Genomic DNA, 14,304 nt, shown 5'->3' on the forward strand with positions numbered 1-14,304 from the left:
AATCCGCTCAATGGAAGACAGACATCAGTATCTCACCGCAATGCTGAGTAGACAGTCAGTTATTGAACAAGCTATTCAGGATGACACGGTTTTAGCTGACCTGACACTCGACCAAAGTAAGGCCCTCGCCTTGGCCGAACGACTTACGGTTATAAAATCAGGATCGGCAATGAGTCGCGCTAGTTTTATTTGGCAGCAAATTCAGGGACGGGCCACGAAGGAGTGGTTCGAAGAGTGGTGCGACATATGGGGGATACCAGCTTTTCAAGAGCAGTTGGTAGATGTTTCTGATTTTAGGAATGGTTTTATGTGGCGCTTCCGCGACCATACGACGTCGTGGTCTGAAAATCAATATGCATTGGAATGGTTTCTAACATCGATAGAGGCGCAAACTGTCACTCGTTACGAGTTGTGGAGTTGCGATAACGGCCTCAATGAATGCATTGAGGAGATTACAGGCAATTACAAATACATATTGCAGGCTCTACTAGAGGCAGGCGTGTACGAAGTGCTGATTAGTCCGATATTCACCTCTGAAGAGTTGACCAGCTTTGTTGAAGAATTTGATGAAGATGAGCATGATTTTGAGCTAGAAGAGATACTAGAGGATTATATCAGCCGTAACCCGAACTTTGTAGCTGAATAAACGCACTATTTCATGCCCCACCTCATTCTCTCCCTCGAAACCTCTTCGCCTGTTTGCTCCGTGGCGCTGCACCGGCTGGACGATGGGGCATTGGTAGGGCAGTCGGAGCTGCGGCTGGAAAAGTCACATTCGTCACACCTAAGTGTGCTTATCAGCCAGCTGCTGGAAAACACGCTGCACACGCTACAGGATGTAGCGGCCGTGGCCGTGAGCGACGGGCCGGGCTCCTACACGGGGCTGCGGATTGGAGCGGCTGCCGCCAAGGGCCTGTGCTACGCGCTGGACATTCCACTGATAGCCGTGAATACGCTGGCGGCGCTGGCCCGACAGGTAGCCGCTGTTACCGTGCCCACCGAAAACCTGCTGCTGTGCCCCATGCTGGACGCGCGCCGCATGGAAGTCTACACCGCCCTCTACCGCCCCGATGGGACGGAGGTGCTGGCTCCCACGCCCCTGATTCTCGATGAAACGGCGCTGGCCGAACAAATGGCCCACCACCGCTTGTTATGCTTCGGAAACGGCGCGGCCAAGTTCCGGCCGCTTGTTCAGGACCAGTTTACCGTAGGGTTTCTGGCTGGCATCGAGCCCTCGGCGGTAGCCGTGGGGGCAATGGCAGTAGAAGCTTACAAGCGGGCTGAGTTCCGGGATGTGGCCTACTACGAGCCATTTTATATGAAAGAAGTGTACACCACTACCCCGAAAGCGAAGTAGTGCCGCAACGGCGCAATGCCACCCAATAACATGGAAGATATCCTCATCAACCGCGTCGCCACCAGCGCCCTCACGTCGCTGAACCTGGAGGAGCTGCTGCACCCCGGCGAGCGGGTCGTGTATGACATCAAGGACAACCTGTTTCATGGCCTGATGCTGCGTGAAAAGGACCTGCGCGAATTCGTGAAAACCCACGACTGGAGCCAGTACGATGGCAAAAACGTGGCTATCATCTGCTCCGCTGATGCCATTGTGCCGACTTGGGCCTACATGCTGCTGGCCTCCAAGCTGCAGGGCCACGCTCACCGCTACGTGTTCGGCAGCCTGGAAGCACTGGAGCAGGAGCTGTTCCAGGAAGCCATTGCCGCCATCGACGCCGAGCAGTACCGCGACGCGAAAGTGGTGGTGAAAGGCTGCGGCGAAAAAGAAGTGCCCACCTACGCCTACGTGGCTATTATGCAAAAACTGCTGCCCGTAGTGAGCAGCGTGATGTATGGCGAGCCGTGCAGCACCGTGCCGCTCTACAAGCGCCCCAAAACCAGCGCGGCATAGCGTTTCATAGCTTGCCAGAGTATAGGGAGGCCCGGCAGTGTATCTGCCGGGCCGTCGTGCGTCTGTGGCTGTACTGAAAGCAATCCAGGCAGGCCTATAAGCTACCTGCAGCAGCACAAAACCTATTCGTAGGATGGGTTTGTGCATCTTTGGCCGCGAAATCATTTTCTCCATGCCCCAGGCTTCTCCCTACAAAATCAGCGTTCTGACCGGTATATCCATTGTGGTGGCCAACATGGTCGGGACGGGAGTTTTCACCAGTCTCGGGTTTCAGGTAGTGGATATCAAATCCGGCTTTGCGCTGCTGATGCTGTGGGCCGTGGGTGGCGTGGTGGCCTTGTGCGGGGCGCTGAGCTACGGTGAGCTGGCGGCGGCGCTGCCCCGCTCGGGCGGCGAGTATCACTATCTGTCGTGCATCTACCATCCGGCCGTGGGATTTTTGTCGGGGTGGGTGTCGGCTACGGTGGGGTTTGCGGCGCCCACGGCGCTGGCGGCTATGGCGCTGGGCAAATACGCGGGCAGCGTGTGGCCGGGCCTGCCGCCACTGTTGCTGCCGGTGGCTGTGGTGCTGGCCCTTACGGCGGTGCATGCCACCAGCCGCCAGGCCGGTAGCCGCCTGCAGGTACTCGTGACGGCCGTGAAAGTGCTGGTGCTGGTGGCCTTTATCGGGGTGGGGCTGGTGGTGGCAGTACCGCAGCCGCTGTCGTTTGCGCCCACGAAGCTGGCGGCGCAGGAGCTGCTGAGTCCGGCGTTTGCGGTGTCGTTGGTGTTCGTGTCGTATGCTTATTCGGGCTGGAACGCGGCCGTGTATGCCACTGGCGAAGTGCACGAGCCGCAGCGCACCCTGCCGCGCATTCTGCTCACGGGCACCGCGCTGGTCATGGCGCTGTATGTGGCCCTCAACTTCGTATTTCTGTATTCGACGCCGCTCAACCAGCTGGAAGGGCAGGCCGAAGTGGGCTTTATTGCGGGCACGCAGCTATTCGGGGTGGAGGGCGGCCGGCTCATGGGCGGCCTGATTGCCGCCCTTCTGGTGTCCACTATCAGCGCCATGATTTTTGCCGGCCCGCGCATCGTGCAGGTGATGGGCGAAGATTTGCCGCCGCTCCGGCCGCTGGCGCACCTGAGTCCGGCGGGCATTCCGGTGCGGGCCATGCTGCTGCAAACGGGCCTCACGCTGCTGTTCATCGTCACGGCTACCTTCGAGCAAGTGCTGCTCTACGCCGGTTTCGTGCTCAACCTGTTCACGTTTCTGACGGTGCTGGGGCTGTTTGTGCTGCGCTGGCGGCAGCCGACTCTGCCGCGGCCCTACCGCGCCTGGGGCTACCCCGTCACGCCGCTGCTGTTTCTGGCCCTCAGCGCCTGGACGCTCTGGTTTATCATCCACGACAAGCCCACCGAATCCCTCTACGGCCTGCTGACGGTGCTGGCGGGCCTGGTACCGTATGCGCTGAGCCGCCGTCGAGCCTGATCCTGTTCTTTTCACTGTTCTGCTATGCTTGCTTCCCTCGCTGCCCGGTGGCACCGCCTCACGTCTCCGCTGCTCCCGGATGAAGGCCCTCGAGCCGCTATGCTGGAGCAGTTGGTAGCTGCCTATCAGGCGCCTGGCCGGCACTACCACACGCTCACGCACATTCAGGCGCTGCTGGAAGCTACTGATACTGCCGCCATCCAGCTGCAGGATTTGGTGGTGGTAGAGCTGGCCGTCTGGTTTCATGATGCCGTGTATGAGCCGCTACGCTCCGACAATGAAGAGAAAAGCGCCGAGCTGGCCCGGGAGTTTCTGGTCGCCACGTCACTTTCGGCGGCGCGGCAGGATCGGGTGATTTTCATAATCGAGCGCACCAAAGACCACACCTTGCCCCAGCCGCCCGATGATGCTGACCTGCTGTTTTTCCTCGACACTGATCTGAGTATTCTGGGCGCGCCGGAAGCCCGGTACCAGGAATACGCCCGGCAGGTGCGCCAGGAATACCGGATGGTACCCGGCATTTTGTACCGCCGGGGCCGCCGCAAGGTGCTGGAAAAGATGCTGGCCGCGCCCGCCCTGTACCGCACCGCCGACTACCACACCCGTCTGGAAGCTGCCGCCCGCCACAATCTGCAGCAGGAGCTACGGGAGCTGTAGACAGAAACTCTAGCAACGCGTAGCGGCAAACCGTGTCTTTGCGCTGTTGTTTCCTCGCCTATTGTAGCTTTGTTGATGCACTCTTTCCGCTTTCTAGGGCTGATGCTGGCCATTTCAGTGCCTGCACTTGCTCAAACTCCCGCTACCGTGCCAACGGGCGCCCTGGCTCCGCTAACGGTTGATAAAATCATGCGCGACCCGGCGCAGTGGCTGGGCACGGCGCCTTCCAACGTGTATTGGGGCGAGGACGGCCGCCGCATCTACTTCAGCTGGAACCCCGACAAAAACCGCCGCGACTCCCTGTATCAGGTGGCTCCGACGGGAACCGCGGCGCCGCGCAAAATAAGCTGGCGTGAGCAGCGCACGTTGCCTGCTAGCACCGGCGAATATGATGCGGCCTACACGCGTAAGGTTTACGAGAAAGAAGGCGACATTTATCTGCTGGACCTGAAAACCCAGAAAACACGCCGCATCACGAACACCGCGGAGCGCGAAACCGAGCCGAACTTTGCGCTGCGGGGCAAACTGGTAAGCTACGTGCGCAGCCAGAACCTCTACACCTGGGACCCGGCTACTGGCGAAACCACTCAGCGCACCGACTTCCGCAAAGGCAGCAAGCCCGGCAACGGTCAGCCCAACGATAAGTCGGAGCGCTACCTGCGGGCCCAGCAGCTGGCTTTGTTCGACGTAATTCGGCAGAAAGACCAGGACCGGCAGGCGCGGGAGCGGCAGCAGAAAGCCTTAGCCAAGCTGCGTCCCAAGGCCATTTACATCGGCCAGCAGCAGATAGACAACCTGCAGCTCAGCCCCGATGGCCGCTACGTGACCTACACGCTGATGCAGGAGCCTTCCAGCGAGAAGGTAGCACTGGTGCCCAGCTTCGTGACGGCCTCCGGCTTCACCGAGGACATTTCGACTCGCACCAAAGTGGGCGCGCCCCAGACCGCCTACGAACTGGGTATGTACGACGTGGCGCGCGACACGACATTCGTACTGGGTTATCGGGAGTTGAAAGGCCTCGATGAGCAGCCTGCCTACCGCAAGGAATACCAGATGCCTGCCAAAGCGCCCATGCCCGCCGACTCGGCTAAGGCAGCGGCCACGGCCAAAAAGGAAAAGCCTGCCAACGAACTGCGCCGCGTGCAGCCGTTCGGGCCGTTCTGGTCCGAGGACGGGCAGCGGGCGTTTCTGGTGGTGCGCTCCACTGATAATAAGGACCGCTGGATTGTGGCCCTGGACCCGGCCGCCCAGAAAATCACGTTGCTGGACCGCCAGCGCGACGAGGCCTGGATCAACGGTCCGGGCATTGGCTACGGCGCTGGCAACGTGGGCTGGCTGCCCGACAACCGCCGCGTGTGGTTCCAGAGCGAGGAAACCGGCTACTCCCACCTCTACACTGTAGACGTAACCAGCGGGCAGAAAAAAGCCCTGACCAGCGGCAAGTTTGAAATCCAGAAAGCCCAGCTCAGCCGCGACAACAAGACGTGGTACCTGACGGCCAACGCCACGCACCCCGGCGAGCAGCAGTTTTACCACATGCGCTTGGAAGGCGGCCCAATGCAGCAGATTACCAGCCGCGCCGGCGCCAATGAAGTGACTGTGTCTCCTGATGGCAAAACGTTGGCCGTGCGCTACAGCTACGCCAACAAGCCCTGGGAGCTGTTCGTGATGGACAATAAGGCCGGGGCCAAAATGCGGCAGCTCACCCACAGCACTACGCCGGAGTTTGAAAGCTACCCCTGGCGCGACCCGGAAATCGTGACCATCAAGGCCCGCGACGGGGCTGACGTGTACGCCCGCCTCTACCGGCCTGCCAATGCCGTGGCGCAGGGCCCGGCCGTCATTTTTGTACACGGCGCCGGCTACCTGCAAAACGCGCACAAATGGTGGAGCCAGTATTCCCGCGAATACATGTTCCACAACCTGCTGGTTGAGAAAGGCTACACGGTGCTCGATATCGACTACCGGGGCTCGGCCGGGTACGGCCGCGACGTGCGCACCGGCATCTACCGCTACATGGGTGGCAAAGACCTCACCGACCACGTGGACGGCGCAAAAATGCTCACCGAAAAGTACGGCGTCAGCGCGCAGCGCATCGGCATCTACGGCGGTAGCTACGGCGGCTTTATCACGCTCATGGCCATGTTCACGCAGCCCGACGTATTTCGGGCCGGCGCGGCCCTGCGCTCCGTCACGGACTGGGCGCACTACAACCACGGCTACACCGACAACATCCTCAACGAGCCCTACAACGACTCACTGGCCTACGCCCGCTCCTCGCCCATCAACTACGCTAGCGGCCTGAAAGGGGCGCTGCTCATGTGCCACGGCATGGTCGATACGAACGTGCATTTCCAAGACATCGTGCGCCTTTCGCAGCGGCTTATCGAGCTGAAAAAGGATAACTGGGAGCTGGCCGTGTACCCCGTGGAAGACCACGGCTTTGTGGAGCCTTCCTCCTGGACCGACGAGTACAAGCGCATCCTGAAGCTGTTTGAAACCAACCTGAAGCCGGCTGAGCCCATAGTGGGAGGTGGCACCGGCAGCGGCACCCATTAGCGCGTAATGCCGGCTCGCCTTCCCAGACGTATCCTTGTGCTGACTGCCCTGATTCTGGGCAGTGCCTTGTCGTTTCTGTTTTCGCCGCCACCCCAAACGTCCGATGAGTTCTGGGGGCTCTATATACCGTTGGGCGAACAGACCGGGTTTATTCTCAACAAAGACTCCTACGGCTACATTCAGGCGGCTGAGGAACCCGGCCGGCTGCTTCAGCAGAATGAAGAACGCCAGTCGAGGCCGCTGTATGTGCTGCTGGGTACGGCCCTTGGGTATCCATTGTGGGCAGTGCTACCTAGTCTGGTTGATGAGGCCAGCGTACGGGCCGCCGTCGGGCCCGATGTGCCCTTGTCCGACCGTGCGCTGATTGGTTTCTACCCAGCTTTCGTGCTGCTGAACTTTGGGGTGCTGCTGGCGGCATTGCTGCTGTTTGCGCGGCTCTACTCGCCGCTTACAAACGGCACGGGCAACCTGCTGACGCTGGGCTGCCTGCTGGTGTTTCTGGTGTCCAATCCTATAGTGAAGGCCTTCTTCTGGACCGCACACCAGCAGATGTTCTGCTTCTTCACGCCGCTATTTTGCCTGTGGCTGCTGGAGCGGTTCCGGCAACGCCCGGCGCGCCCGGTGCGCCCGGTGCAGTGGCTGGGTTGGGCACTGGCTACCGGACTGCTGCCGCTCGTGTACGGCAATTTTGTGCTGGTGCTGCCCGTGCTGCTTTATGCTTTGTGGCGGCAGTCAGGCCAGCGCTGGACACAGAAACAGATGTGGAGTTTAGCCGCCGGCACGGTATTGCTTTTCCTGCTACCTACCGTCAGCTGGATATTGCTGCTGAAACTTCGGGGGGTAACGTACTACAACCATGAAATGGCGCGCTACCACCAACTGGTGTGGCTGGCAGAGGCCGCCCAGACGTCTCCCGCAGAATTTCTGACCACAGTCGGACAGAAGCTGCTGGAGTTTGCCGGCACGCTGTCTGGCCTGATAGGCTGGCTGCTGGCAGTACCGCTTTTGTGGTTGGCGGCCCGGAAACGCAGGCAACCAGTGGGGCCAGTGGTGGCAGATGCCATGTTTCTGCTGTTGCTGTTTGGGGCCTTTCTGGCAGTGCTGGGCTACTACAACGAGCGGCTCACCTTCACGCTGCAGCCGTTGCTGCTCTGCCTGAGCGCAACTGCGCTGGCCCGCCTGCAAGAGCCGGGCCAGCGCAGTTGCTTGGTGGTAACAGGCTTGGTGGTAACGGTACTAGCCTGGCATGCCTACCAGGTTCTGTCGTACGGGCCGTTTTCCTGATGCCTCTAGAGCCGCTTGGTCAACGATAGTCCGGAGTAGGAATAGCCATTCACATTGAGGCCCTGCACCGGGCTTACGCTGTACGTGTTGCCGGTTTTCTTGTGCAACTGCGGCACCAGAATGCCGGCCGTGGCACCTACCGCAAGCCCTAAAAGGTTATCGGAGAGAAAGTGCTTGCCGGCTTCCAGGCGCGTATAAGCCTCCGCCACGGACACCACGGTGGCCGCCGTCCAGATAAACGGTTCGGCCTTGGAGCCGGGATGGAAATCGTGATATACTTTAGCAGCAAAGAAAGTAGCCGCCGCCGTATGGGCCGTGTGGCCTGCAAAGAACGAGTTGGTGGAAATCTTGCTGTTGCGGCTGCCTCCACCTTCGGTACCGTACAGAAACGGCCGGTAGCGCGTCACGTTGCCAATAGTCATGGTGAAGGTAGCATCGGCGGCCAGCATGCTCTGCAGGTACAGGCCCAGCACCTGCCCATAACGGCTGCGCACATCGGAGTCCAGCGCCAACAGGCCCGGCGCAATCAGCAATGAAGGGTACACAATCAGGTCACCGGCCGTCTGGGCCCGCTCACTGTAGTAGCCCGCCGAAAACCGGTCGAACTTGGGAATGTCGTTCTTGTTTAGGGCAGCCAGCTGATCATCGGTTAGACCGTCCTTTTTCTGCACCAGCAGCAGCCCCGTAATACTGAGCGCCCCCAGGCCCGCTGATATGGGGCCATCTACGGCAAAACGGGTGTGGTAGGGAGATGGCGCTTTTTGGGCATACGCTTCAGGAGAGCCAGTGGCCAGCAGACCAACCGCCAGCACGAGAGTGGAAACTTGCTTCATAGGGCAATAGAGAGGGAAAGTAGCGCTACAACGGAAAAGATATTGTGGAGGTTGACCTGCCGCCGGGTTTCACCACTACATTTCCCTACAGCGCGAATAGCCGGCAACTCCTAACTAAATAGTAGCTTTGTAGCCCTGCTACCACAGCAGGGCAGGGGCTGCCGGCCCCTTGCGTACTCTACCTTACAAGCTGATGCCGTACCTGTTCACTTCCGAATCTGTTTCGGAAGGCCACCCCGATAAAGTAGCCGACCAGATTTCTGACGCTATCCTCGACGAGTATCTCCGCCAGGACCCTGCCTCCAAAGTAGCTTGCGAAACGCTCGTAACAACGGATTTTGCACTGGTTGCCGGCGAAATCAAATCGAAGGCCCACGTAGAGGCGGAGCCCATCATCCGGGAAGTTATCCGCCGTATCGGCTACAATAAGCCCGAGTACCTTTTCAACGCCGACACCTGCGAGGTCATGAACCGCCTGCATGAGCAGTCGGCTGATATCAACCAGGGCGTGGAGCGCGCCAGCGACGAAGAGCAGGGCGCCGGCGACCAAGGCATGATGTTCGGGTACGCCACCAAGGAAACGGCTAACTACATGCCGCTGGCCCTCGATCTGTCGCACCGCTTGCTGCAGGAACTGTCCAAGATCCGTCGCGAAGGCAAGGAAATGACGTACCTGCGTCCGGATGCCAAAAGCCAGGTGACCATTCGCTACGCCGACGACAACACGCCGGAAGCCATTGAAACCATTGTGGTGAGCACGCAGCACGATGAGTTCGACCAGGATGAGCAAACCATGCTCAAGCAGATTGAGCACGACATCAAAACCATATTGGTGCCTCGCGTGAAGGCACAGCTGGGCAGCGAGGTACAGGGCTTGTTCACCGATGCTATCATCTACCACATCAACCCTACCGGCAAGTTCGTAATCGGAGGCCCTCACGGCGACTCTGGCCTCACCGGCCGCAAGATCATCGTGGATACCTACGGTGGCAAAGGTGCCCACGGCGGTGGTGCTTTCTCCGGTAAGGATTCCAGCAAAGTAGACCGTTCGGCCGCGTATGCCGCCCGCCACATTGCCAAAAACCTGGTAGCTGCCGGTGTTGCCGATCAGGTGCTGGTACAGGTAGCCTACGCCATCGGGGTAGCGAAGCCGGTAGGCGTGTTCGTGACAACCTACGGAACCACCAACGCCAGCAACGGCCACGGCGAAAAGCTCACCGACGGCCAGATTGCTGAGAAGGTACAGAATCTGTTCGACCTGCGCCCTTATGCTATTGTGCAGCGCTTGGGCTTGCGCAACCCTATTTTCAGCGAATCGGCCGCTTATGGCCACATGGGCCGCCAGCCCGGCACCAAGCAGGTGCAGGATGCCAACGGAAACACCCGTACCGTGGAAACCTTCACCTGGGAAAAGCTCGACTATGTCGATAAGATCAAAGCGGAGTTTGGCCTGTAGGAGCCAATCTGCAACCGTTAGTTACAACAGAAAGCCCCGCCTGATGATCAGGCGGGGCTTTCTGTTGTAGTAGGTAGTAAGACTAGTGAGTAAGCAGCTTTTCCTTATGCTTCGTAATCTGGCGTTTCAAGCTGTCAGCCGCTGCGTCGGCTGCCGCTTCAAACGAAGGTGCATCCTCCTGCGAAAACAGCGTAGCGCCAGGCACAAACAGCTTTACTTCTACCGTTTTGTTGGCAATACCATCTTTATTATTCAGCTTCAGAATCACTTCACCTTCCGTGACACGGTCATAAAAGGTTTCGAGCTTGTCGAGGCGTTTCTGGATGAAATCGAGCAGTTTTTGGTCGGCGTCGAAGTGCACCGAATGCATCTGTACTTTCATCGTTCGTAGGGTTTGGGAGGTAAGAAAAAGGAACACAACTCAGGCCTTGGGATGGGCCTGTTCAAAGACTGATTTCAGCTTGTCGATGGACAAGTGGGTGTAGACTTGCGTAGCGGCCAGATTCGCGTGGCCCAGTAACTCTTTAATGGCGTTCAGATCAGCACCTTTGTTCAACAAATGCGTGGCGAAGGAGTGCCGCAACACGTGCGGATGCTGCTGCGACGAAGCAGTAGTTATCTGGCTCAAATAGTGCTTCACAGTCCGATACACTAGCTTTTCGTACAACGGTTCACCTTTGTCCGTAACGAGGAGTGCTGGCTGGGCGTTGCCTTCGGGGCCAAACTCGCGTTTGCGAAATGTTATATAGTTGGTAAGCACAGCTACCAGGGTCGGGTTGAGCGGCACGATGCGCTGCTTGTTGCCTTTGCCTGTAACACGCACTGCGCGCCCCGGCAGGCTCACATCATCCGGCCGAATCCCGATTAGCTCTGAAAGGCGGATTCCGGTACCGTAGAGTAGTTCCAACACCAGCTGGTCGCGGATACCGGCAAACGTGTCCGGAAACTCAAAAGAGTTAAGCAACCCATTGAGACTGTCCTCTGGCACAAAGTCAGGCAGCTTTTTCGCCATTTTGGGTGCTTTGATGCGCAGCATCGGGTTTCTGCTGATAACTCCGGTGGTCAGCAGAAACTTGAAGTAGGAGCGTAAGCAGGCAATCTTACGGTTGACGGTGCGCGGATCGAGGTTCTGCTGCATCAGCGTCACCACCCACGAGCGGATAAGCGTATGGTCGGCCTGCGCAGGCTCAGCTAGTTCATAGGTCGTCTGAAGATATGCGGCAAACTGCCGCATATCTGTCTGGTAGGAGAGCAGCGTGTGCGGGCTGTAGCGCCGCTCAGCCCGCAGGTAGTTGAAAAATAAATCCATACATCGGAGCCCGGCCGCTAGGGCCGGATAACCAATGTATGGATTTCGGCGGAAGAAAAAAACCGCAGTTGTATGTACGCGAAAAAACCGGCTGACGCACCAGAAAAGGGCATCAGCCGGTTTTTAATCCGGAAGGGGCAGAACGCTAGGCGTTGTTGTCGTTGCCGTAGGTCACCTGCTTGTAGATGGCCTTCTGCTTCTGCTTACGGTTGGTGATGGAAGGCTTCTGGAAAAACGTGCGACGACGCAGCTCTTTCAGAACGCCCGTGCGCTCAAACTTCTTCTTGAAACGCTTGAGGGCGCGGTCAACCGACTCGTTTTCCTTGATTTGTACGATGATCATATGTCAGTGGGGTTGAAAACTCTTCTATGAAGGGCCGCAAAGATAATCAGAGAGTTGGAAGATTAAAAACGGATTACTCGGATTTTTGTCTGATTGGCCCTAAGGGCGGCCGATGGCTTGTTTGCCTACAGATTTCTGCAAGTATGCTTCGGCCACTTACACCGCAACTACTTATTTGAGCAGGGTCCGGGCAATGACGAGCTTCTGAATTTCAGAGGTGCCCTCGCCGATGGTGCACAGTTTGGCGTCGCGGTAATATTTCTCGGCTGGATAGTCTTTGGTATAGCCATAGCCTCCAAAGATTTGCACACCCTCATTTGCAACGCGCACCGACACTTCCGAAGCATAGAGCTTGGCCATTGCCGACTCCTTATTCACGTTCAGACCCCGGTCCTTCATGTCGGCTGCCCGGTAGGTGAGCAAAGAAGCCGCCTCGATTTCCGTTGCCATATCGGCCAGTTTAAAGCTGATGCCCTGGAAATTGCTGATGGGCTGGTTGAACTGGTGCCGCTCTTTAGAGTATTGCAGCGCCGCCTCGTATGCTCCCTGCGCAATGCCTAGGCTGAGGGCCGCAATGCTGATCCGGCCGCCGTCGAGCACCTTAAGCGCCTGCACGAATCCATCCCCAACCTGCCCGATAACGTTTTCTTTGGGTACACGGCAATCAGTGAAGATGAGCTCTGTGGTTTCAGAAGCTCTCATTCCCAGCTTATCTTCCTTACGGCCCGCCGCGAAACCGGGAGTACCCCGCTCAATGATGAAAGCCGTCATAGCCCGGGAGTCGCCTACTTCGCCGGTACGGGCAATAACGACGGCCACGTTGCCGGTTTTGCCATGCGTGATGAAGTTTTTGGCGCCGTTCAGTACGTAATGGTCGCCGTCTTCCACGGCCACGGTCCGCATGTTGCCGGCATCGGAGCCGGTGTTGGGTTCGGTGAGGCCCCAGGCGCCAATCCACTCGCCGGAAGCCAGCTTAGGCAGGTACTTGCGCTTCTGCTCCTCGGAAGCGTGCTGCAGAATATGACCCGTGCAGAGGGAGTTGTGGGCTGCCATGCTCAGGCCGATGCTGCCGTCTATTTTCGACAGCTCAGCAATAGCCGTCACGTACTCGGTGTAGCCGAAGCCGGCACCGCCGTATTCCTGCGGCACCAGCACACCCATCAGGCCCATTTCGCCCAGCTTGTGAAACACTTCCACGGGAAATTCCTGGCTTTCGTCCCACTTCATCATGTGGGGCTTGATGTGTTGCGCGCCAAAGTCGCGCACCATCTGGGCAATCATTGTCTGGTTTTCGGTAGCTACCAGTTCCATGGGCAAAAGAATGAAGGTGGTGGGGATTAGAAGTATAACCGGTAAGGGCCGGTTTTGGGTCCGCGAAAGTACGATTTTGGCCGCGCCCAGCCATGTGCAGAATTCCGATTGGCGGATCCAATTTTGAAAGGGGCCGCCAATTCGGTTAACTTTGAAGGTTTTTCAGAGACTCTTCCGTAGTTGGACGTCGCCTTGCCAGGGCCCGTCCTGTAACCTTTTGGCTCCTTCAGCCTGCATGTATTCATCCGTATTTCGCCGCCTCACGTTCCTCTGGCTGTTGTGTATACCACTTCTGGGTTTGTTTTCCTGCTCAAAGGAGGTGTACAATCAGCGCGTTATGTTCCGGCTGGACGATGCGGTAAAAGGCATGGACACTACCAAGCTGCGCCGCGTAGTAAACCGCGTAAACCGGAATTATACTATCCAGCCGAATGATTTTCTGGCGGTACGGGTGTATACCAACAACGGGGAGCGGATAATTGACCCCAACGGAGAGCTGCAGTTTGGCTCTCCTCCCGGCGGGGCGTTGTTGCCCAGCGCCGGAAACCGCACTGCCGGTGCCGGGCAAAGCAGTGCCTCTGCCGGTACTGGCCAGGGAGCCGGCCAAACAGCCAACTTCTCCGAGTTTCTGGTGCAGACCGATGGCTACGTTACGCTGCCGTTGATCAACCGGGTCAGGCTGAGCGGCTACACGCTGCTGCAGGCAGACAGTGTACTCCAAATCAGATACAGCGAGTTCTACAAAGGCGTGTTCGTCACGACCCGCGTAACGAACAACCGGGTAATCGTGCTGGGCTCACCGGGCGGAAGAATCGTGCCGCTTACCAACGACAATATGAACCTGCTGGAAGTGCTGGCGGCAGCCGGCGGCGTTGATGGCGCGAGCGGTGCCGGGGCAGCAACTTTGTACCGCTCCGGAGGTAAGGTATCCAACATCCGCATTATCCGGGGAGATTTGAAGAACCCACAGATTGAACAGGTAGACCTGACTACTATTAACGGCATGCGCCGGGCCAATCTGCAAATGGAGCCAAACGATATTGTCTACATTGAGCCCATCCGGCGCCCCTTCATTGATGGGCTAAATGACGCGGCTCCTCTGCTGGGACTTGCCGGTCTTTTCCTGACCAGTATCAGTCTTATTATAAGCCTTACGCGGTAATTGGCGTAGG

14 protein-coding genes are annotated in these 14,304 nt (G+C 58.2%); 9 read left to right on the forward strand and 5 right to left on the reverse strand.

Annotated features, from left to right (window positions below):
* Positions 1-10 precede the first annotated feature (10 nt).
* The 7 genes from IC231_RS04570 (at position 11) to IC231_RS04600 (ending at position 7,880) form a co-directional block, all read left to right on the forward strand.
* Positions 11-646, forward strand: coding sequence for a hypothetical protein (locus tag IC231_RS04570; RefSeq protein ID WP_190783397.1), 636 nt, complete (start codon positions 11-13; stop codon positions 644-646).
* A 12-nt stretch (positions 647-658) separates the two neighbouring features.
* Complete coding sequence (gene tsaB / locus IC231_RS04575) at positions 659-1,357, forward strand: tRNA (adenosine(37)-N6)-threonylcarbamoyltransferase complex dimerization subunit type 1 TsaB (RefSeq protein ID WP_190783398.1); 699 nt, start codon at positions 659-661, stop codon at positions 1,355-1,357.
* 30 nt (positions 1,358-1,387) lie between these two features.
* Complete coding sequence (locus IC231_RS04580) at positions 1,388-1,909, forward strand: DUF2480 family protein (protein ID WP_190783399.1); 522 nt, start codon at positions 1,388-1,390, stop codon at positions 1,907-1,909.
* Between the two features lie 172 nt (positions 1,910-2,081).
* On the forward strand, positions 2,082-3,380 hold the full coding sequence (locus IC231_RS04585) for an APC family permease (RefSeq protein ID WP_190783400.1): 1,299 nt from the start codon (positions 2,082-2,084) through the stop codon (positions 3,378-3,380).
* A gap of 24 nt (positions 3,381-3,404) precedes the next feature.
* Positions 3,405-4,037, forward strand: coding sequence for an HD domain-containing protein (locus tag IC231_RS04590; RefSeq protein ID WP_190783401.1), 633 nt, complete (start codon positions 3,405-3,407; stop codon positions 4,035-4,037).
* Between the two features lie 75 nt (positions 4,038-4,112).
* Complete coding sequence (locus IC231_RS04595) at positions 4,113-6,596, forward strand: S9 family peptidase (RefSeq protein ID WP_211538855.1); 2,484 nt, start codon at positions 4,113-4,115, stop codon at positions 6,594-6,596.
* Positions 6,597-6,632: 36 nt separating this feature from the next.
* On the forward strand, positions 6,633-7,880 hold the full coding sequence (locus tag IC231_RS04600) for a hypothetical protein (protein WP_190783402.1): 1,248 nt from the start codon (positions 6,633-6,635) through the stop codon (positions 7,878-7,880).
* Between the two features lie 5 nt (positions 7,881-7,885).
* On the opposite strand, the gene IC231_RS04605 is transcribed toward IC231_RS04600, so the two are convergent.
* Positions 7,886-8,713, reverse strand: a complete 828-nt coding sequence (locus tag IC231_RS04605; RefSeq protein ID WP_190783403.1) for a phosphatase PAP2 family protein — start codon at positions 8,711-8,713, stop codon at positions 7,886-7,888.
* Positions 8,714-8,906: 193 nt separating this feature from the next.
* Between IC231_RS04605 and metK the strand changes: the two genes are divergently transcribed.
* Positions 8,907-10,169: a methionine adenosyltransferase gene (gene metK / locus IC231_RS04610; RefSeq protein WP_190783975.1), complete on the forward strand. Its 1,263-nt coding sequence runs from the start codon at positions 8,907-8,909 to the stop codon at positions 10,167-10,169.
* 82 nt (positions 10,170-10,251) lie between these two features.
* Here the strand turns inward: metK and hpf are convergent, their stop codons facing one another.
* The 4 genes from hpf to IC231_RS04630 all read right to left on the reverse strand — a co-directional run bounded on the left by hpf (position 10,252) and on the right by IC231_RS04630 (position 13,132).
* On the reverse strand, positions 10,252-10,551 hold the full coding sequence (gene hpf / locus IC231_RS04615; protein ID WP_185888716.1) for a ribosome hibernation-promoting factor, HPF/YfiA family: 300 nt from the start codon (positions 10,549-10,551) through the stop codon (positions 10,252-10,254).
* A gap of 39 nt (positions 10,552-10,590) precedes the next feature.
* Positions 10,591-11,478 (reverse strand): tyrosine-type recombinase/integrase, encoded by an 888-nt coding sequence (locus tag IC231_RS04620; RefSeq protein ID WP_190783404.1) that lies wholly within the window; start codon positions 11,476-11,478, stop codon positions 10,591-10,593.
* A 145-nt stretch (positions 11,479-11,623) separates the two neighbouring features.
* Positions 11,624-11,821, reverse strand: coding sequence for a 30S ribosomal protein S21 (rpsU, locus tag IC231_RS04625; protein ID WP_073281214.1), 198 nt, complete (start codon positions 11,819-11,821; stop codon positions 11,624-11,626).
* Positions 11,822-11,992: 171 nt separating this feature from the next.
* Positions 11,993-13,132 carry an acyl-CoA dehydrogenase gene (locus IC231_RS04630; RefSeq protein WP_190783405.1) on the reverse strand — a complete coding sequence of 380 codons (1,140 nt, stop codon included), beginning with the start codon at positions 13,130-13,132 and terminating at the stop codon, positions 11,993-11,995.
* A 235-nt stretch (positions 13,133-13,367) separates the two neighbouring features.
* Here IC231_RS04630 and IC231_RS04635 point away from each other — a divergent pair, with 235 nt between their 5' ends.
* A complete protein-coding gene (locus tag IC231_RS04635; RefSeq protein ID WP_190783406.1) occupies positions 13,368-14,294 on the forward strand; it encodes a polysaccharide biosynthesis/export family protein in 927 nt (308 codons plus the stop codon).
* Positions 14,295-14,304: the final 10 nt, after the last annotated feature.

Origin of the sequence: Hymenobacter duratus, from assembly GCF_014698995.1 — a bacterium.
Taxonomy (GTDB): domain Bacteria; phylum Bacteroidota; class Bacteroidia; order Cytophagales; family Hymenobacteraceae; genus Hymenobacter; species Hymenobacter duratus.

What these genes read in the sequence shown, in the direction of transcription:
- IC231_RS04570 (WP_190783397.1), top strand. Translation starts at nt 11, where the DNA reads ATGGAAGACAGACATCAGTATCTCACCGCAATGCTGAGTAGACAGTCA.
- tsaB (WP_190783398.1), top strand. Translation starts at nt 659, where the DNA reads ATGCCCCACCTCATTCTCTCCCTCGAAACCTCTTCGCCTGTTTGCTCC.
- IC231_RS04580 (WP_190783399.1), top strand. Translation starts at nt 1,388, where the DNA reads ATGGAAGATATCCTCATCAACCGCGTCGCCACCAGCGCCCTCACGTCG.
- IC231_RS04585 (WP_190783400.1), top strand. Translation starts at nt 2,082, where the DNA reads ATGCCCCAGGCTTCTCCCTACAAAATCAGCGTTCTGACCGGTATATCC.
- IC231_RS04590 (WP_190783401.1), top strand. Translation starts at nt 3,405, where the DNA reads ATGCTTGCTTCCCTCGCTGCCCGGTGGCACCGCCTCACGTCTCCGCTG.
- IC231_RS04595 (WP_211538855.1), top strand. Translation starts at nt 4,113, where the DNA reads ATGCACTCTTTCCGCTTTCTAGGGCTGATGCTGGCCATTTCAGTGCCT.
- IC231_RS04605 (WP_190783403.1), bottom strand. Translation starts at nt 8,713, where the DNA reads ATGAAGCAAGTTTCCACTCTCGTGCTGGCGGTTGGTCTGCTGGCCACT.
- metK (WP_190783975.1), top strand. Translation starts at nt 8,907, where the DNA reads ATGCCGTACCTGTTCACTTCCGAATCTGTTTCGGAAGGCCACCCCGAT.
- hpf (WP_185888716.1), bottom strand. Translation starts at nt 10,551, where the DNA reads ATGAAAGTACAGATGCATTCGGTGCACTTCGACGCCGACCAAAAACTG.
- IC231_RS04620 (WP_190783404.1), bottom strand. Translation starts at nt 11,478, where the DNA reads ATGGATTTATTTTTCAACTACCTGCGGGCTGAGCGGCGCTACAGCCCG.
- rpsU (WP_073281214.1), bottom strand. Translation starts at nt 11,821, where the DNA reads ATGATCATCGTACAAATCAAGGAAAACGAGTCGGTTGACCGCGCCCTC.
- IC231_RS04630 (WP_190783405.1), bottom strand. Translation starts at nt 13,132, where the DNA reads ATGGAACTGGTAGCTACCGAAAACCAGACAATGATTGCCCAGATGGTG.
- IC231_RS04635 (WP_190783406.1), top strand. Translation starts at nt 13,368, where the DNA reads ATGTATTCATCCGTATTTCGCCGCCTCACGTTCCTCTGGCTGTTGTGT.